11 protein-coding genes are annotated in these 17989 nt (G+C 70.6%); 8 read left to right on the forward strand and 3 right to left on the reverse strand.

From position 1 onward, the window contains the following. Window positions 1–4 precede the first annotated feature (4 nt). The 3 genes from AC2H6A_RS03185 to AC2H6A_RS03195 are packed head-to-tail and all read left to right on the forward strand — an operon-like array spanning window position 5 to window position 3199. Window positions 5–1630: an FAD-dependent oxidoreductase gene (locus tag AC2H6A_RS03185; protein WP_484271685.1), complete on the forward strand. Its 1626-nt coding sequence runs from the start codon at window positions 5–7 to the stop codon at window positions 1628–1630. A gap of 22 nt (window positions 1631–1652) precedes the next feature. Then, window positions 1653–1850: a DUF2783 domain-containing protein gene (locus AC2H6A_RS03190; protein ID WP_484271686.1), complete on the forward strand. Its 198-nt coding sequence runs from the start codon at window positions 1653–1655 to the stop codon at window positions 1848–1850. Next, the gene (locus tag AC2H6A_RS03195) at window positions 1847–3199 is read left to right on the forward strand and encodes a TAXI family TRAP transporter solute-binding subunit (protein ID WP_484271687.1); all 1353 of its coding nucleotides are present in this window, start codon (window positions 1847–1849) and stop codon (window positions 3197–3199) included. The genes AC2H6A_RS03190 and AC2H6A_RS03195 overlap by 4 nt, the downstream gene beginning before the upstream one ends. Here the strand turns inward: AC2H6A_RS03195 and AC2H6A_RS03200 are convergent. Genes AC2H6A_RS03200 through AC2H6A_RS03210 form a run of 3 tightly spaced genes read right to left on the reverse strand, consistent with a single transcriptional unit; the run spans window position 3190 to window position 7348 of the window. Next, window positions 3190–4434, reverse strand: coding sequence for an ABC transporter permease (locus AC2H6A_RS03200; protein WP_484271688.1), 1245 nt, complete (start codon window positions 4432–4434; stop codon window positions 3190–3192). The two genes, AC2H6A_RS03195 and AC2H6A_RS03200, sit on opposite strands and share 10 nt — an antisense overlap. After that, window positions 4431–5180, reverse strand: coding sequence for an ABC transporter ATP-binding protein (locus AC2H6A_RS03205; protein ID WP_484271689.1), 750 nt, complete (start codon window positions 5178–5180; stop codon window positions 4431–4433). The genes AC2H6A_RS03200 and AC2H6A_RS03205 overlap by 4 nt, the downstream gene beginning before the upstream one ends. A gap of 14 nt (window positions 5181–5194) precedes the next feature. Then, the gene (locus AC2H6A_RS03210) at window positions 5195–7348 is read right to left on the reverse strand and encodes a hypothetical protein (protein WP_484271690.1); all 2154 of its coding nucleotides are present in this window, start codon (window positions 7346–7348) and stop codon (window positions 5195–5197) included. Window positions 7349–7585: 237 nt separating this feature from the next. Between AC2H6A_RS03210 and AC2H6A_RS03215 the strand changes: the two genes are divergently transcribed. The 5 genes from AC2H6A_RS03215 to AC2H6A_RS03235 are packed head-to-tail and all read left to right on the forward strand — an operon-like array spanning window position 7586 to window position 17936. After that, on the forward strand, window positions 7586–8824 hold the full coding sequence (locus AC2H6A_RS03215) for an efflux RND transporter periplasmic adaptor subunit (RefSeq protein WP_484271691.1): 1239 nt from the start codon (window positions 7586–7588) through the stop codon (window positions 8822–8824). Beyond that, complete coding sequence (locus tag AC2H6A_RS03220; protein WP_484271692.1) at window positions 8821–11913, forward strand: efflux RND transporter permease subunit; 3093 nt, start codon at window positions 8821–8823, stop codon at window positions 11911–11913. Before AC2H6A_RS03215 ends, AC2H6A_RS03220 begins: the two co-directional genes overlap by 4 nt. 38 nt (window positions 11914–11951) lie before the next feature. Next, window positions 11952–13334, forward strand: coding sequence for an efflux RND transporter periplasmic adaptor subunit (locus AC2H6A_RS03225; RefSeq protein ID WP_484271693.1), 1383 nt, complete (start codon window positions 11952–11954; stop codon window positions 13332–13334). Between the two features lie 13 nt (window positions 13335–13347). Continuing rightward, window positions 13348–16551 carry an efflux RND transporter permease subunit gene (locus AC2H6A_RS03230; RefSeq protein ID WP_484271694.1) on the forward strand — a complete coding sequence of 1068 codons (3204 nt, stop codon included), beginning with the start codon at window positions 13348–13350 and terminating at the stop codon, window positions 16549–16551. Continuing rightward, entirely contained in the window at window positions 16548–17936 is a 1389-nt protein-coding gene (locus AC2H6A_RS03235; RefSeq protein ID WP_484271695.1) for an efflux transporter outer membrane subunit, read from the forward strand. Before AC2H6A_RS03230 ends, AC2H6A_RS03235 begins: the two co-directional genes overlap by 4 nt. Window positions 17937–17989 lie beyond the last annotated feature (53 nt).

A 17989-nucleotide genomic window follows, 5' to 3' on the forward strand; every position in this document is an offset into this window, starting at 1 on the left:
ACGCATGCAACGCACCTTCGCCTATCCCCGTTTCGCCTATCGGCGCCCGCCGGAGCTGGATGCCGCCGGTCCTGCCCGGCATCCGGTGGTGATCGTGGGCGCCGGCCCGGTGGGTCTGGCCGCCGCGATCGACTGCGCCCTGCGCGGCCTGCCGGTGGTGGTGCTCGATGACAACGACACCGTGAGCATGGGCTCGCGCGCGGTCTGCCACGCCAAGCGCTCGCTGGAGATCTTCGACCGACTGGGATGCTCGCAGCCCCTGCTCGATCGCGGCGTGAGCTGGAAGGTCGGCAAGGTCTTCAACGGCGACGGCCTGGTCTGGCAGTTCGACCTGCAGCCCCAGCCCGGCCACCAGATGCCGGCGATGATCAACCTGCAGCAGTACCACCTCGAGAGCACGCTGGTGGCGCGCTGCGCCGAGCTGCCCGGGGTGTCGCTGCGCTGGAAGCACAGCGTCACCGGACTGGTCCAGGATGCGCAGGGCGTGCGGCTCTCGGTGAGCACCCCCGATGGCGACATCAGCCTGCAGGCCGACTGGGTGATCGCCTGCGATGGCGCTTCCAGCCAGCTGCGCGAGCGGGTCGGGGCCAGCTTCGGCGGCCAGGTCTTCAATGACCGATTCCTGATCGCCGATGTGGTGATGCGCGCCGGCTTCCCGCCGGAGCGCTGGTTCTGGTTCGACCCGCCCTTCCACCGCGGACAGTCGGTGCTGCTGCACAAGCAGGCCGACGATGTCTGGCGCATCGACTTCCAGCTCGGCCCCGATGCCGATCCGCAGCTCGAGAAGCAGCCCGAGCGGGTGATCCCGCGCATCCGTGCCATGCTCGGCGAGTCGACGGACTTCGAGCTCGAGTGGCTCTCGGTCTACCAGTTCGCCTGCCGCCGCATCGACCGGCTGCGGCATGGCCGTGTGCTCTTCGCCGGCGATGCCGCGCATCAGGTCTCGCCCTTCGGGGCGCGCGGCGCCAACTCCGGTGTGCAGGATGCCGACAACCTTGCGTGGAAGCTGGCGTTGGTGGTGGCTGGCCACGCGCCGCCCGCGCTGCTCGACAGCTACGCCGACGAGCGCTCGGCCGCCGCCGACGAGAATCTGCTCAACTCCACCCGCGCCACCGACTTCATCACCCCCAAGAATGCCGCCAGCCGGCTCTACCGCGACGCGGTGCTCGGGCTGGCCGCCGAGCATCCCTTCGCGCGTGCCCTGATCAACAGCGGCCGGCTTTCCACACCCACCGTCTACCGCGACTCGGAGCTGAACACGCCCGATGCCGATGCCTTTGCGGCCGGCGTGCCCCCGGGCAGCCCCTGCCCGGACGCGCCGGTGACGCTGGCCGATGGCCGCCCGGGCTGGCTGCTGCCCCAGCTTGGCAAAGGGTTTCGCGTGCTGGTGTTCGGCGATGCGCCCGCCGCACCGGTGCGGGTCGGCGGCGTCGAGGCCGGGCTGCTCCGCGTGGGTGCGCAGCCCGGCGCCGACCTCGGCGATCCGCAGGGCCTGCTCGCCGAGCGCTTCGACGCCCGGCCCGGCACCACCTGCCTCATCCGACCCGACCAGCACCTCGTCGCCCGCTGGCGCAGCTTCCGCGCCGATGCGGTGCGCGCCGCGCTGGCGCGCTGCCTGGCCATGGCCTGAACCGATTGCCCGCGAGCCCGTCATGTCCCTCGTCCTCACGCCCAACATCCCCGATCCGGACGGCTTCTACCAGGCCCTGATCGACAGCCAGCGTGACCTCGGTCCCGACCAGGCTGCGCTGATGAACGCGCGCCTGGTGCTGCTGCTCGCCAACCATGTCGGCGACCGCACGGTGCTGGCCGAGGCCCTGGCGCTCGCGCGACCCCCGGGGCCGGCATGAGCCGCAATCCGGTCGATCAGCGCGCCACCTGGCAGCTGCTGCGCGCCGGCGAGTTCGTGCTGCTGTCGGATCGCCAGCTCACCCGGGTGGCGATCGTCATGGTGCTGATGCTCGCCGGCCTCTTCTGGGCGCTGCTGCAGGTGCTCGAGCCGCCGCCGCCGCGGCGGGTGAGCATCACCACCGGCGGCCCGAGCGGCGCGTATCACGCCTTTGCCAGCCGCTATGCCGAGGCCTTCCGCCGCGAGGGCATCACCCTGGAGCTGCGGCCCTCGGCCGGCAGCATCGAGAACCTGGCCCGTCTGGCCGACCCGGCGGCGGGGGTGGCCGTCGGCCTGGTGCAGAGCGGCCTGGGCGACCCGCAGCGCCAGCCCGGTCTGCTCAGCGTGGCCAGCGTGGCGCACGAGCCGGTGTGGCTGCTGTACCGGCCCCGCCCGGGTGTACCCCCGCCGGACAGCCCGATCGCGCTTGCCGGCGGTGTCATCGCGATCGGCCCGGAGGGCTCGGGCACGCGGGTGGTGGCGCTGCGCCTGCTCGAGGCCCATGGCATCGCCGTGCCGGCGGAGCGGCTCTCGCCGCTGTCGGGCAGCGAGGCGGTGCAGGCGCTGACCGAGGGCCGGGTGGACGCGCTCTTCCTGGTGGCCGCGGTCGATGCGCCCAGCGTGATGCAGGCGCTCGAGGCGGGTCTCGCGCCGGTGAGCTTCGCCCGCGCCGACGCGCTCGTGCGGCGCATGCCCTGGCTGTCGAAGGTGGTGCTGCCGCGCGGCGTGATCAGCCTGGCGCGCGACCTGCCGGCCGAGGATGTGTCGCTGGTGGCGGTGGCCGCCAACCTGGTGGTGCGCGAGGACCTGCACCCGGCGATCACCTACCTGCTCATGGATGTGGCCACCCAGGTGCACCGCGTGCCCACGCTGCTCAGCGCGCCCGGCGAGTTTCCGTCGGAGCGCCAGCTGGACTTCCCGCAGAGCGCGCAGTCGCAGCGCTACTTCCGCAGCGGCCGGCCCTTCCTGCAGCGCTACCTGCCCTTCTGGATGGCCAGCCTGCTCGAGCGGCTCGCGCTCACGCTCATGCCGGCGCTGGCGATCGTGCTGCCGCTGGCGCGCTGGCTGCCCGGGCTGCTTGGCTGGCGGGCCATGTCGCGCATCCTGAAGCTCTACCACGAGATCGAGCAGCTCGATGCCCGGGGCGAGCTCGATCCGCAGCGGCGCGCGAGCGCGCTCGCGCATCTCGACCGGGTGGAAGGCCTGCTGCGTGGCGCCAACCTCGGCGCCCGCCGGCACATGGAGAAATACCACCTGAAGGCGCATCTCGAGATGCTGCGTGCCCGCCTGGGCGCACGCCCCTACTCGTAGCGCAGCGCGTCGATCGGCAGCAGCCGCGAGGCCTTGCGTGCCGGGTAGTAGCCGAAGAACACGCCCACCGCACCGGCAAAGCCCACCGCCAGCAGGATGGAGTGCGGTGACATCTCGGTGCGCCAGCCGGCGAATTCGCCGATGGCATACGAGCCCCCCACGCCCAGCGCCACGCCCACCAGCCCGCCGATCAGCGAGAGCGTGACCGCCTCGATCAGGAACTGGTTGAGGATGTCGCGGCTGCGCGCGCCCACCGCCATGCGCAGGCCGATCTCGCGGGTGCGCTCGGTCACCGAGACCAGCATGATGTTCATGATGCCGATGCCGCCCACCAGCAGCGACACCGACGCCACCGCTGCGAGCAGCATCGACAGGACCCGGCTGGAGGCCTCCTGAGCCTGCAGCATTTCGGTCAGATTGCGCACCGTGAAGTCGTCGTCCTGGCCGGGCTGCAGCCGGTGCCGCTGGCGCAGCAGTTCGCGGATGCGCTCTTCGGCGAGCTTCATGTCGGCGCCGGTGTGCACCTTGACGGTGATGTTGTTGACCCGCCGCAGCCGGCCCTGGGCCTGGCCGATCAGCCGGTTGCGGGCGGTGCTCAGCGGCACGAAGAGCACATCATCCTGGTCCTGGCCGAGCGCGCTCTGGCCCTTGCGCTCGAGCACGCCGATCACGGTCATGGGCACCTTGCGCACCCGGATCTGCTGATCGACCATCAGTTCGGGCGGCGTGTTCTCGCCGAAAAGCTGGCGCGCCGCCGACTGGCCGATGATCGCGACCTTGGCCGAGCCGTTGAGCTCGGGCTGCTCGAAGTGACGGCCGGCCGCGAGCTTCCATTCCCGTGCCTCGAAGAAGTCGGGTGTCACGCCCTGGATCTGCGTCGACCAGTTGGTGTTGCCCAGCACCAGCTGCCCGGAGGTGCTCATGCGCGGGGCGGCGAACTGAACCTGCTCGACCTCCAGCGCCACCGCCCGGGCATCGTCCTCGGTGAGGGTCTGGGCCGCGCCGAAGCCCAGGCGCAGGCCACCGGCATTCGACGAGCCGGGCAGGATGATCATCACATTGGAGCCCAGGCTGCGGATCTGCTCCTCGACCCGCGCCTGCGCGCCACCGCCGACCGCGATCATGGTGATCACCGCGCCCACGCCGATGATGATGCCGAGCATGGTCAGCAGCGAGCGCAGGGTGTTCACCCGCAGCGCGTTGAGCGCCACCCGCAGCGTGGCCAGCCAGCTCATGGCGCGGGCCCGCTCTGCGCCGCCGGCAGCTCGCGCAGCGCCTGCGCGGCATCGCGCGGCGGGTGCTGGCGGTCGGACACCACCTGGCCGTCGCGAAACAGCACGATGCGGCCGGCGAACTCGGCGATGTCGTGCTCGTGGGTGACCAGCACCACGGTGATGCCTTCCCGGTTGAGCTGCTGCAGCAGTGCCATCACCTCCAGGCTGGTGCGGGAGTCGAGCGCGCCGGTGGGCTCGTCGGCCAGCACCAGCACCGGGTCGTTGACCAGCGCCCGCGCGATGGCCACCCGCTGCTGCTGACCGCCGGAGAGCTGTCGGGGATGGTGGTCGAGGCGCTCCCCCAGCCCCACCTGCTGCAGCCGGCGGGTGGCGCGGCGCAGCCGTTCGGCCCGCGGCAGGCTGGTGTAGAGCAGCGGCAGTTCGGCATTGAGCAGCGCCGAGGTGCGTGGCAACAGGTTGAACTGCTGGAACACGAAGCCGATGCGGCGGTTGCGCACCGCGGCCAGCGCATCGCCATCCATGGCCTGCACCGGCTCGCCGGCCAGGGTGTAGCTGCCGGCGTCAGGGCGGTCGAGGCAGCCGATGATGTTCATGAAGGTGGACTTGCCCGAGCCCGACGGGCCCATCACCGCGACCATCTCGCCGGCGGCGATGGTCAGGCTGACCCCGGCCAGGGCGCGCACCACGGTGTCGCCCATGCGGTACTCCTTGACCAGATCGCGCACCGCCAGCAGCGGCTCGGCCATGATCGCCTTGCGCCTCAGAAGGGCAGCCGCGGCGCGGCGCCCGCGGGCCGCGCCGCGGGTGCGGTGGCGGCGCCCTGCTGGCCGATGATCACGCTGTCGCCCTCCGCGAGCCCCTCGCCCGAGACCTCGGTGAAGGCGCCGTCGGTGAGCCCGGTGCGCACCGACACCGCACGCGGCTTGCCGTCGGCGCCGAGCAGGAAGATGCGGCCGCGGCTGGCCTGACGGCCGGCGATCTCGGCGATGATCGCCGCGTAGACGGGCTTCTGGGCGGCGGTGAGGATGTCGCCGATGCGCTCGCGCATCTCGGCGCGGTTGCGCTCGACCAGCTTGCCACGCTCGGCTTCCGGGGCCTCCCGCACGGCCGCGAACTTATCGCGCATGGCGGCGAAGATCGCGTCGAGCTGCACGCGTTGATCGTTGCTGAAGGCGATGTCGCGCTCGAGCCGGGCGCGGAACTGCTGCAGCGGGCTGCCGCCGCCCGGCACCGCCCCGGGTGCTGAACCGGGTGCTGCGCCAGGTGTTGCACCCGGAGTTGCACCCGGAGTTGCACCCGGTGCTGAACCGGGCGACGCCCCCGGTCCCTTGCCGGACGCGGTCCCTGGCGCGGGCTGACCGGCGCCCGTGCCGGCAGCGGCCGGGTTCGGGCCTGGGGATGCGGCTGCGGTGCCTGCACCCTGTCGCGCCCCGATGTCGGCGAGCATCTCCTGGTAGCGCTTCTTCTGATCCGGCGTGAGGATCTGCGCGATGCGCTCGCGCAGTTCGGCGCGCAGGCGCTCCATCTGCACCGGCCGCTCGTCGTCGGGCGCTGCCCGGGCTGCGGCGAAGCGTTCTCGCATGGCCCCGAAGATGCCGTCGAGCCGGGTCTTCTGGTCGTCGCTGAGCGAGAGTTCCCGCTCCAGCCGCTCACGGAACTGCGCCAGCGGCCCGCCACTGCCCGGGCTCTGGGCAAGCGCCGGCGTGATCAGCGCGCCGAGCCCCTCGCGCAGGGCGCTCAGGACCGATCCCGGCCATTCCCACGGGCCCAGGCCGGCCTTGGGCGCGCCGGCGGGTGCGCCGGCAGGTGCGCCGGCAGGTGCGCCGCCCGGTGGCGGTTCCTGCCAGTTCGGGGGTCGGAAGCGCAATGCCGCGTTGGGCACCTTGAGCACGCTCTCGCGGGTGTCGGTGATCACCCGGACATTGGCGGTCATGCCCGGGATGAGCGCGAGATCGGGGTTGGGCGTGGCCACCACCACGGTGTAGGTGACCACGTTCTGGACGGTGAGCGCGGCCTTGCGCACCTGGCGTACCTCGCCCGAGAAGCTGCGACCGGGGTAGGAGTCGACGGTGAAGGTGGCGCGCTGGCCCACCCGGATGCGGCCGATCTCGGCCTCGTCGATGGAGGTTTCCACCTGCATGTCGCGCAGGTTGCGTGCGATGACGAAGAGTTCGGGCGACTGCAGGCTGGCCGCCACCGTCTGGCCGGCGTCGATCGAGCGCTTGATCACCACCCCATCGACCGGCGCGCGGATCGCGGTGCGTTCCAGGTCGACCCGGGCCTGCTGCAGCTGGGCCTCGCGCTGCGCGACCACCGCGCGGGCACTGCCTGTCTGCGCCTGGGCGACCTCGACCTGGGCGCGCGCGCTGCGCAGCTCCTCGACGGCGGCGTCCATCACCGCACGGGCCTTGTCCAGCTCGGCGCCGGAGATGAAGTTTCGCTCGACCAGCTGCTGCTTCCGGTCGAGGTCGCGGCGGGCTTCGGCGAGATTGACCGACACCCGCGAGACCATGGCGCTGGCGGCACTGACCCCGGCCTGGGCGTTGAGCACCTGAGCGCGTGCAGCATCGACATCGGCCTGGGCCTGCCGCACCCGGTACTCGAAGGTCTCCGGGTCGATGCGGGCGATCAGCTGCCCCTTGCGCACCTCGGCATTGAAGTCGGCGAACAGCTCCTTGACCTGGCCGGACACCTGCGAGCCGACCGGAACCGTGACCTCCGCGTTGAGCGTGCCGGTGGCCGACACGCTGGCGGTGATCGGCCCGCGGGTCAGCGCGGCGGTGCGCCAGCCGGGCGCGGCGGCGATGTCCTGGCGCCGGTTCCACTCCCAGGTGCCAGCGGCGAGCAGACCGACCAGCACCAGCGCGGCGGGCCAGCGCCAGCGCCGCAGCAGCGAGGGGGGGGTGTCGGGCACTCGGTTCTCCAGATGGCGAGAGGCGGTCGCCGCCGCGGGTGCCGTGAAGGCTAGCATGAGGGCACGGTGCGTCCGGTGAGGCGGCTGCGGGCGGCGCGCGCGATCCCGCAGACTGGCGGCGGCGGACTGCGGAATCCCGAGGGACTCGACTGCACGCGGCATCGCCCGTGATAATGAGCGGTTGCCGACCCGTCGGCTGCCAGCCCCTCCCTTCCCCCGCCAAGCCAGCCCCGACCGATGACGCTCTCCAGACTGATCAAGTGGGGCCTGGCCCTGGCACTGCTGGGCGGTATCGGCTGGGCCGTCCACTGGCGGATCAACAGCGCCGAGGCCCCCGCGGCCAAGGCACCCGCCGCGCCCCCCGATCCCGCGGTCACCGTCATCCAGCCTCGCGCTCAGGATGTGCCCCTGGTCGTCGAGCTCAATGGCAGCGTCGTGCCCTTGCGGGTGGTCGATGTCCGCAGCCAGATCTCCAACCTGGTCCGCGAGGTGCTTATCAAGGAAGGGCAGTTCGTCCGGCAGGGCCAGCCGATGTTCCTGCTCGATGATCGCAACGATCGCGCCAATGTCGAGCGGCTGCGTGCCTCGCTCGCGCGCAACCGCGCGCTGGCCGCCGATCAGGATCGCCAGCTCGCGCGGGCGCGCGAACTGGTCGCGCGCAGCTTCATCTCGCAGGGGGCTGCCGACACCACCCAGGCACAGCGCGACGCGCAGTGGGCACAGGTGAAGTCCGACGAGGCGGCGCTGCAGGCTGCCGAAGTGGCGCTCGACTACAACATCATCCGGGCGCCGATCGCGGGCCGCACCGGCGTGGTCAATGTCTTTCCCGGCACGCTGGTGCAGCCCGCCGGCGCGTCGCTGGTCACCGTCACCCAGGTCGATCCGATCGCGGTCCAGTTCCCGGTTCCCGAGAGCCATCTCGCGCTGCTGCAGTCGCGCCTGCGCGCTGCAGGCCGCAGCCCGGTCAGGGTCACCATCCCGGCCACCCAGACGGTCGCCCAGGGCCAGCTCTATTTCATGGACAGCGCGGTCGATGCCGCCAACGGCACCATCAAGGCCAAGGCCACCTTCGCCAACGCCGAGGGCAACCTGTGGCCTGGCCAGTTCGTGCAGGCCCGGGTCGAGCTCGGCCTGCTCAAGGATGCGGTGGTGGTTCCCGCCAACGCCGTGGTCACATCCACCAGCGGGCGCTTCGTGTACGCGGTCAACCCCGACATGACCGTCCGCCAGGTGCCGATCAAGGATGTCTACGCCTTCAAGGACCAGCTGGTCGTCGAAGGGCCCCAACCCGATGACCGCATCGTGCTCGATGGTCGGCAGAACGTGCGGCCGGCCGGCAAGGTACGCGTCGTGGTGCCCGGCGAGGGCAAGGGTGGCGGCAAGGGGGCGGGCAAGGGCCCGGAGGGTAAAGGGCCGGAAGGGAAGGGCGCCGAGGGCAAGGCCGCCGAGGGCAAGGGCCCGGACGGCAAGTCATGAACCTGCCCCAGCTGTGCATCCAGCGGCCGGTCATGACCGTGCTGCTCAGCCTGGCCTGCGTGCTGGCCGGCTGGCTTGCCTATCTCAAGCTGCCGGTGGCCGCGCTGCCCAGCTACAACACGCCGGTGATCAGCGTCACGGCCCAGTTCCCGGGTGCCAGTCCCGAGACCATGGCGGCCTCGGTCGCGCTCCCGCTCGAGAAGCAGTTCTCCACGATCGACGGCATCAGCGTCATCAGCTCCACCAGCATCCTGGGTGCCACCAGCATCACCCTCGAGTTCAACGCGAGCAAGAACATCGACCTCGTGGCGGTCGATGTGCAGGCCGCGCTGCTGCGGGCTCAGCGCCTGCTGCCGGTGGAGATGACCAATCCTCCCTCCTATCGCAAGGTCAACCCGGCCGATGCGCCGGTGCTCTTCGTGGCGCTCAACTCGCCCTCGCTCAGCCTGTCCGAGCTGAACGACTATGCCGAGAATCTGATCGCGCCCACCATTTCCACGGTCAGCGGCGTGGCGCTGGTGAATGTCAACGGGCAGAAACGCTACGCGGTGCGGGTGAAGGCCAACCCCGATGCGCTCGCGGCCCACGGGCTCACGCTCGAAGACGTGGTCACCGCCATCAACTCGGGCAACTCCAACACCCCGGTCGGCATCCTCGACGGCCCCAAGCAGCTGCTCACCATCACCGCCAACCGGCAGCTCCACCGCGCGGCCGAATTCGCCAATCTGGTGGTCACCAGCCGCAACGGCGTGGCCATCAAGGTGCGCGATGTGGCCCAGGTGGAGGAGAGCTTCGAGTCGGTGCGCACCGCCGCCAGCTACAACGGCGAGCGCTCGATCATCCTGTCCATCCAGCGCCAGCCCAACGCCAACACCGTGGCCGTGATCGACGAGATCAAGGAGCTGATCCCGAAATTCCGCGCGCAGCTGCCGGCCTCCATCCAGATCCTCACCCTGAATGACCGTTCGCTCTCCATCCGCGAGGCGATCCATGATGTGAAGATCTCGCTCGGGCTGACGATCGTGCTGGTGGTCCTGGTCATCCTGGTTTTCATCCGCCGTCTGGTGGCCACGCTGATTCCCACGGTGAGCCTGCCGGTGTCGCTGATCGGCGCCATCGCCCTGCTGTACCCCATGGGCTACAGCCTGGACAACATCTCGCTGCTGGGGATCACGCTCGCGGTCGGCCTGGTGGTCGATGACGCGATCGTCATGCTCGAGAACATCATGCGTCATGTCGAGGAGGGCATGGCGCCGCTGCAGGCCGCGCTGGTCGGATCGCGCGAGATGGCCTTCACCATCTTCTCGATCTCGATCTCGCTGGTGGCGGTGTTCATCCCGATCTTTTTCATGCCCGGTGTGATCGGTCTGCTCTTCCATGAATTCGCGGTGGTGGTCGGCCTCTCGGTGCTGGTGTCGGCAGTGGTCTCGCTCACGCTGGTCCCGATGCTCGCCAGCCGGTTCCTCAGGCCGATCGATCCTGCGCATCACCGCGAGAACTTCTTTGGTCGCATGTTCGAACGCGGGTTCAAGGCGGTGCTCGACGCCTATGCCAGCAGCCTCGATGTCGCCCTGCGACATCGGCGCTGGGTGCTCGCGGTGGCCTTTCTCACCTTCGGTCTCACGGTGTGGCTGGTGCAGATCAGCCCCAAGGGCTTCTTCCCCGAGGAGGACATCGGCCAGATCCAGGCGATCACCGAGGCGAGCGAGGACATCTCCTTCGAGGAGATGTCGCGGCTGCAGGCCCGCGCCGCCGAGATCGTGCGCAAGGACCCCAATGTGGCCTATGTGTCCTCTTTCGTGGGCTCGCCGCCCACCAACCCGCAGCAGATGAACACCGGCCGCATGTTCATCGTGCTCAAGGCGCGGGGCGAGCGCGAGAAGGTTCAGCGGGTCATCGAGGGCCTGCGCCAGAAGGTCCGCTACCCGGGCTTTGCGGTGTACATGCGCCCGGTGCAGAACCTGCAGCTCGGCGGCAAGGTCTCCAAGAGCCGCTACCAGTACGTCATGCAGAGTGTGAGCGCCGATGCGCTCGGCGAGTGGTCCGGCAAGCTGATGCAGCGCATGCGCGCCGACCCTGTCTTCCGCGATGTCACCAGCGACACCCAGATGCGCGGCCTGCAGGCCCAGGTGGAGTTCGACCGCGACAAGGCCGGTGCTCTCGGCGTCTATGTGCAGGACATCCGCACTGCGCTCTACAGTGCCTTCGGCGACCGCCAGGTTTCCACGATCTTCACGCCGGTCAACAGCTACCTGGTGATCCTCGAGGCGCCCGGCGAGTACCGCAAGTTCGAGGACGCGATCGGCAAGATCTTCGTGCGTTCCCGGGTCACCCAGCAGGTGGTCCCGTTGTCCACGCTGGTGAAGGTCTCCCGCGGCGTAGGGCCCACCGCGGTCAACCATCAGGGCCAGCTGCAGGCGGTCACCATCTCGTTCAACCTGGCGCCCGATGCCGCGCTGGGCGATGCCACCGCGAAGATCGCGGCCTTCGGGCGCGATCTTAGGTTTCCGCCGTCGATCATCGCCAGCTACGGCGGCGATGCCGCAGTCTTCCAGGGCTCGCAGTCCAGTCAGCTGGTGCTGATCCTCGTGGCGCTGGCGGTCATCTATGTGCTGCTCGGCGTGCTCTACGAGAGCTACATCCACCCGCTCACGATCCTGGCCGGTCTGCCCTCGGCCGCGGTCGGAGCGCTGGTGTTCCTGTGGTTCTTCAAGATCGAGCTCACCCTGATCGCCACCATCGGCATCCTGATGCTGATCGGCATCGTCAAGAAGAACGCGATCATGATGATCGACTTCGCCCTCGATGCGCAGCGTACCCAGTCGATGTCGCCGGAGCAGGCAATCCGCCAGGCCTGCGTGCTGCGCTTCCGGCCCATCCTCATGACCACCTTCGCCGCGCTGATGGGGGCACTGCCCATTGCCCTGGGCCTGGGCGCGGGCGCCGAGCTGCGCATGCCTCTGGGCGTGGCAGTGGTCGGTGGCCTGCTGTTCTCGCAGGTTATCACGCTCTACATCACGCCCGTCATCTACCTCTATCTCGACCGCTGGGCTGGGAAGGGACCCCTTCAGCTGCCCGAGACGACATGACGCAAGCCCGCCCTGACCGCGCCCCAACCGGGAATGCCATGAGCTCCTCCAACCTGCCGACACGCCGGGCCCCCCAGCCGTCATCGGTCCGCGCCGGGCGCGGGCTGCCCCTCGCCGCTGCGCTGACGGTTGCGCTGCTGCTGGCCGCCTGCGGTCAGGGCGGTTCGTCGCCGGCTGCCCCGCCGGCGGCGAGTGCCCCGGCGGCTGCGGCACCTGCGGCGGGCGCCCCTGCGGCGGGTGCTTCCGCCCCTGCCGCCGCCGGTGCCCCGTCGGCGCCACCGCCGCCGGAAGTGGGCGTGGTCACCGTGGCGCAGGTGCCGGTGAATCTGGTCACCGAACTGCCCGGGCGCACCGAGGCCTTCCGCGTGGCGCAGGTCCGCGCCCGGGTGGCCGGCATCGTGCAGCAGCGCCTCTTCACCGAGGGCAGCGATGTCCGCGCCGATCAGCCGCTCTTCAAGCTCGATGACGCGGCGCTGCGCGCCACGCTGGCCAGCGCCCAGGCAGCGCTGGCCCGCGCCGAGGCCAACGCAGTGCAGGCGCAGGCGCAGGCCGAGCGTGCGAAGCCGCTGTTCGAGGCCAGGGCGATCAGCGAACAGGAACTGGTCAGTGCCGTGGCCGTCGGCCAGCAGGCCCAGGCCGACATCGCCGTGGCCAGGGCCGCGGTGCAGACTGCCCAGATCAACCTTGGCTATGCATCGGTCACCTCGCCGCTGCGCGGTCGCATCGGTCGGGCTCTGGTCACCGAGGGCGCCCTGGTCGGGCAGGGCGAGGCCACGCCTCTGGCGCTGGTGCAGCAGATCGATCCGATCTATGTGAACTTCACCCAGCCGGCCGGTGATGTCCTGCGGCTGCGGGCGGCCATCCAGTCGGGCGCGCTGCGCAGCGCCGCCGGCAAGGATGCCGCGCTGGTGCGGCTCGTGCTCGAGGATGGCAGCGTCTATCCGCTGCCGGGGCGCCTGCTGTTCTCCGACCTGAGCGTCGACCCCACCAGCGGCCAGATCACCCTGCGCGCCGAGGTGCCCAATCCGCGCGGGCAGCTGTTGCCCGGCCTCTATGTGCGCGTCAAGGTCGAGCAGGCCCAGGCGCCGGCGGCGGTCCTGCTGCCGCAGCAGGCGGTCAGCCGTGGCGGTCAGGGCGACAGCGTGCGTGTGGTCGGCGACGATGGCATCGTGACCATGCGGCCGGTCAAGATCGGCTCGGCCCGCGAGGGCCAGTGGGTGATCCTCGACGGCCTCAAGCCGGGGGAGAAGGTGATGGTCGACGGCTTCCAGAAGCTGCGCGGCGGCAAGGGCCCGGTCAAGCCGGTGCCCTGGCAACCGGCACCGGCCGCCGGCTCCGCAACCGCGGCCCCGGCCCCGGCCCCCGCCCAGGCCCCTGCCTCGGCCCCGGCCGCTGGCCCCGCGGCGCCTGCCGCTCGCTGACCGGAGGCCTCCCGTGGCGCAGTTCTTCATCGATCGCCCGGTATTCGCCTGGGTGATCGCGCTGTTCATCATGGTGGCCGGCGGGGTGGCGGTCACCCAGTTGCCGATCGCCCAGTACCCGCCTGTCGCCCCGCCGGCGGTACAGCTCTCGCTCACCTATCCCGGCGCCACCGCGAAGGTGCTCGAGGACAGCGCCATCTCGCTGATCGAGCGCGAGATGAACGGCTCGCCCGGCCTCATCTACATGGAATCGGTGGCCCAGGCCGACGGCACCGGCTCGATCACGCTCAGCTTCGAGCCGGGCACCGATCCCTCGCTCGCCGCGGTCGATGTGCAGAACCGGCTCAGCCGCGCCGCCCCGCGCCTGCCCCAGGCGGTGACGCAGCTCGGCGTGCGCATCGACAAGGCCAACCCGAACTTCCTGCTGTTCACCATCCTGTCCTCCAGTGACCCGGCCTGGACGCCGGTGGCCCTGGGTGACTACGCCGCGCGCAGCGTGCTGCCCGAGATCCAGCGGGTGCCGGGCGTGGGCCAGGCGCAGCTCTTCGGTACCGAGCGTGCCATGCGGGTCTGGGTCGACCCGGCAAGGCTGCTCGCCTATCGCCTGTCGATGAGCGATGTCACCGCGGCGATCGCCACCCAGAATGTGCAGGTGTCCTCGGGCTTCGTCGGCGAGCAGCCGGCCACCGCCGACCAGCGCGTCTTCGCGGCGGTGGTGGTCAAGGGCCAGCTCGCCAACCCGGCCGAGTTCGGCAACATCCTGCTGCGGGCCAATCCCGATGGGTCCTCGGTACGGTTGCGCGATGTTGCCCGGGTGGAGCTCGGTGCGCAGGGCTACGGCCTGAGCACCCGGCTCAACGGCCAGCCCTCCACCGGCATCGGCGTGCAGCTGGCGCCCAATGCCAACGCGCTCGAGACCGCCGCGCTGATCAAGGCGCGACTCGACGAGCTCTCACGCTTCTTCCCTCCGGGGATGAAGGCGAGCATCCCCTACGACAGCTCCAAGTTCATCCGGATCTCGATCCTGCAGGTGGCGCAGACCCTGGTCGAGGCGGTGCTGCTGGTGTTCGTGGTGATGTACCTGTTCCTGCAGAACATCCGCTACACCCTGATCCCCACGCTGGTGGTGCCGGTGGCCTTGCTGGGCACCTTCGGTGCGCTGCTGGCCATGGGTTTCTCGATCAATGTTCTCACCATGTTCGGCATGGTGCTGGTGATCGGCATCGTGGTCGACGACGCGATCGTCGTGGTCGAGAATGTCGAGCGGATCATGAGCGAGGAGGGGCTGCCGCCGCGCGAGGCCACCCGCAAGGCGCTGGGGCAGATCTCCGGTGCGATCATCGGCGTCACCGTGGTGCTGGTGTCGGTGTTCGTGCCGCTCGCCTTCTTCAGCGGCTCGATCGGCAACATCTACCGACAGTTCGCCGCGGTGATGGTCGTGGCCATCCTGTTCTCGGCCTTCCTCGCGCTCTCGTTTTCACCGGCGCTGTGCGCCACGCTGCTGCGGCCGGTGCAGGCCGGCCACCACCATGCGCGCCGCGGCTTCTTCGGCTGGTTCAACCGGGGCTACGCGCGCACCGCCTCCGCCTATCAGGGCCTGGTCGCCCGCATCCTGCGGCGGGTCTGGCGCTACCTGATCATCTATGTGGCGATCATCGGCGCGGTGGTGGTGATGTTCCAGCGCCTGCCCACCGCCTTCGTGCCCAATGAAGACCAGGGCAACATCCTCGTGAATGTGCTGCTGCCACCGGGCGCCACGCAGCAGCGCACGCTCGGCGTGATGCAGCAGGTGGAAGGCTTCATGCTCAAGCAGGCCGATGTCGAGAGCATGGTCACCGTGCTCGGGTTCAACTTCTCGGGCACCGGCCAGAATGCCGCGCTGGCCTTCGTCACCCTCAAGGACTGGGCGCAGCGCCCCGGCGAGGAGCGCTCGGCGCAGGCGCTGGTCAAGCGCTCCTTCCCGGCGCTCTCGCGCATCCGCGATGCCTTCACCTTCCCGCTCAGCCCCCCGCCCATCCGTGATCTCGGCCGGGCCAACGGCTTTGCGTTCCGCCTCCAGGACCGCAGCGGCGTGGGCCGAGAGGCGCTGCTCGCGGCGCGCAACCAGATCCTCGCCGAGGCCGGCAAGAGCCCGCTGCTGGCCGCGATGCGGCCCGACGGTCTCGAGGATGCGGCGCAACTCGAGCTGCGCATCGACCGTGATCGGGCGGCGGCGCTCGGCGTGGGCTTCGCAGCCATCACCAGCACGCTCTCCAGCGCACTGGGTTCGGCCTACGTGAACGACTTCCCCAATCAGGGCCGCGTCCAGCGGGTGGTGGTGCAGGCCGACGCGCCGGCGCGCATGCAACCGGAGCAGCTGCTGCGGATCCCGGTGGTCAACGCGCAGGGGCAGTCGGTACCGCTGTCGTCGTTCGCCTCGGCGCAATGGGTCACCGGCGCCATGCAGGCGATCCGCTACAACGGCTACCCGGCCATGCGGATCGCCGGCGAGCCGGCGCCCGGGGTCAGTTCCGGTGCCGCCATCGCCGAGATGGAACGCATCGCCGCGGGGCTGCCACCGGGCCTGGGCTATGAATGGACCGGCCTGGCCCGCGAGGAGAAGCGCTCGGGTTCCACCGCGATGCTGCTGTTCGCGTTCTCGCTGCTGTCGGTGTTCCTCTGCCTGGCCGCGCTCTACGAGAGCTGGACCATCCCGCTGGCGGTGGTACTGGTGGTGCCGCTCGGGGTGCTGGGCGTGGTCGGCGCCGCCTCGTTGCGCGGCCTCGAGAACGATGTGTTCTTCAAGGTCGGCCTGATCACCATCATCGGCCTGTCGGCCAAGAACGCGGTCCTGATCATCGAGTTCGCCCGTGACCTGCAGGCGCGCGGGATGAGCGCGGTCGATGCCGTGCTCGAAGCGGCCCATCTGCGCTTGCGACCCATCCTGATGACCTCGCTCGCCTTCATCCTCGGGGTCATGCCGCTGGTGCTGGCCACCGGCGCCGGCTCGGCCAGTCAGCGCTCGATCGGCACCGGCGTGCTTGGCGGCATGATCACGGCCACCGTGCTGGCGGTGTTCTTCGTGCCGGTGTTCTTCGTGGTGGTGCGCCGCGTTTTTGGTGGCGGTGGGCGGGCACGGGGTCGTGTCGCGCCACCCGTGCCGCCGCCTGGGTCGACACCGTCGTCGCCCCCTTCGACGCCGTCGCAGGACAGCCGCTCGGGCGAGGAGCGCTCATGAGGCGTACCCGACTGCCCATCTGGCTGCTCGCGAGCGCACTGCTCGCCGGTTGCGCCGGCCTGCCGCCGGCCCGCAGCCCGCAAAAGCCTGCGCCCGAGCTGCCGGCCAGCTTCCCGGCCGCCCCTGCCGCAGCGGCGGGCGCCCAGGCGGCTGATACCGTCGCCTGGCAGGATTTCTTTCGGGACGAGTCGTTGCGCCGGCTGATCGACATCGCCCTGCGCAACAACCGCGATCTGCGGCTCGCCGCCCTCGCCATCGAGCAGGCCCGCGCGCAGATGCAGCTGCGCGAAGCCGATCTGCTGCCCACGGTGGGACTGGGGCTGTCGGGTTCGCGCACGCCCAATGGCGCGGGCGGTGCCAACACCCTGTACCTGGGCGGGCTGCAGATGACCGCCTACGAGCTCGACCTGTTCGGTCGGCTGCGCAGCCTGAGCGCGGCCGCGGCGGCGCAGTTTCAGGCCACCGAGGCGCAGCGCCTCGCCGTGCGCATCAGCCTGGTGGCGGCGGTGGCGCAGGGCTACCTGAACCTGCAGACCGATGAAGCGCTGCTGGCCCTCACCCGCCAGACCCTCGCGTCCCGCGAGGACACCCTGCGGCTCACCGAGACCCGCCATCGGCTCGGCGCGGCCTCCCTGCTCGAGGTGCGCGCTGCGCAGTCACTGCTCGAGGGGGCTCGGGTGAGCCTTGCCCAGCAGCAGCGCCAGCGGGCGCAGGACGAGAACGCGCTCTCGCTGCTGATGGGCACGCCGCTTTCGGCCGCTGGCGTGAGCGTCGCGCCGCTGCGCGGCCTGGCCGCCTTCCCCGAGCTGGCCCCCGGCCTGCCCTCCGAGGTGCTGGCTCGTCGTCCCGACCTGCGCGCGGCCGAGCTGCAGATGGCCGCCGCCGATGCCGGCATCGAGGCAGCCCGCGCCAGCTTCTTCCCGCGGATCACCCTCACCGCCAGCGCCGGCAGCGCCACCCGCTCGCTCACCAGCCTGTTCAGCGGCGGGACCTTCGCTGCCGGAGTGGCCGGACAGCTGCTGCAGCCGCTGTTCGATGCCGGCCGCAACCAGGCCGCGCTGCAGTCGGCCAACCTCAGCCGCGACCAGGCGCTGGTGCAGTACGAACGTGCCGTGCAGCAGGCCTTCCGCGAGGTGGCTGATGCGCTGGTGGCGCGCAGCACCCTGCTCGAGCAGCTCGGTGCCCAGCAGGCGCAGGTGCAGGCCGAGACCGGGCGGGCCGCGATCGTCGAGGCCCGCCATCGTCACGGCGCGGCCAGCTACCTGGAACTGCTCGATGCCCAGCGCTCGCTCTTTGCCGCCCAGCAGTCGCTGGTGCTGGTGCAGGGGCAGGCCGGGCAGAGCCTGGTCACGCTCTACAAGACCCTGGGTGGCGGCTGGCAGTAGGCCCGGGCAGGATGTCCGCGGCAGACCCGGGTTGACGGCCGGCGGCGCCGGCC

Source organism: Quisquiliibacterium sp., from assembly GCF_982640115.1.

Excerpts from the sequence above, each read along its gene's own strand:
- AC2H6A_RS03185 (WP_484271685.1), top strand. The coding sequence starts at position 5 with ATGCAACGCACCTTCGCCTATCCCCGTTTCGCCTATCGGCGCCCGCCG.
- AC2H6A_RS03190 (WP_484271686.1), top strand. The coding sequence starts at position 1,653 with ATGTCCCTCGTCCTCACGCCCAACATCCCCGATCCGGACGGCTTCTAC.
- AC2H6A_RS03195 (WP_484271687.1), top strand. The coding sequence starts at position 1,847 with ATGAGCCGCAATCCGGTCGATCAGCGCGCCACCTGGCAGCTGCTGCGC.
- AC2H6A_RS03200 (WP_484271688.1), bottom strand. The coding sequence starts at position 4,434 with ATGAGCTGGCTGGCCACGCTGCGGGTGGCGCTCAACGCGCTGCGGGTG.
- AC2H6A_RS03205 (WP_484271689.1), bottom strand. The coding sequence starts at position 5,180 with ATGGCCGAGCCGCTGCTGGCGGTGCGCGATCTGGTCAAGGAGTACCGC.
- AC2H6A_RS03215 (WP_484271691.1), top strand. The coding sequence starts at position 7,586 with ATGACGCTCTCCAGACTGATCAAGTGGGGCCTGGCCCTGGCACTGCTG.
- AC2H6A_RS03220 (WP_484271692.1), top strand. The coding sequence starts at position 8,821 with ATGAACCTGCCCCAGCTGTGCATCCAGCGGCCGGTCATGACCGTGCTG.
- AC2H6A_RS03225 (WP_484271693.1), top strand. The coding sequence starts at position 11,952 with ATGAGCTCCTCCAACCTGCCGACACGCCGGGCCCCCCAGCCGTCATCG.
- AC2H6A_RS03235 (WP_484271695.1), top strand. The coding sequence starts at position 16,548 with ATGAGGCGTACCCGACTGCCCATCTGGCTGCTCGCGAGCGCACTGCTC.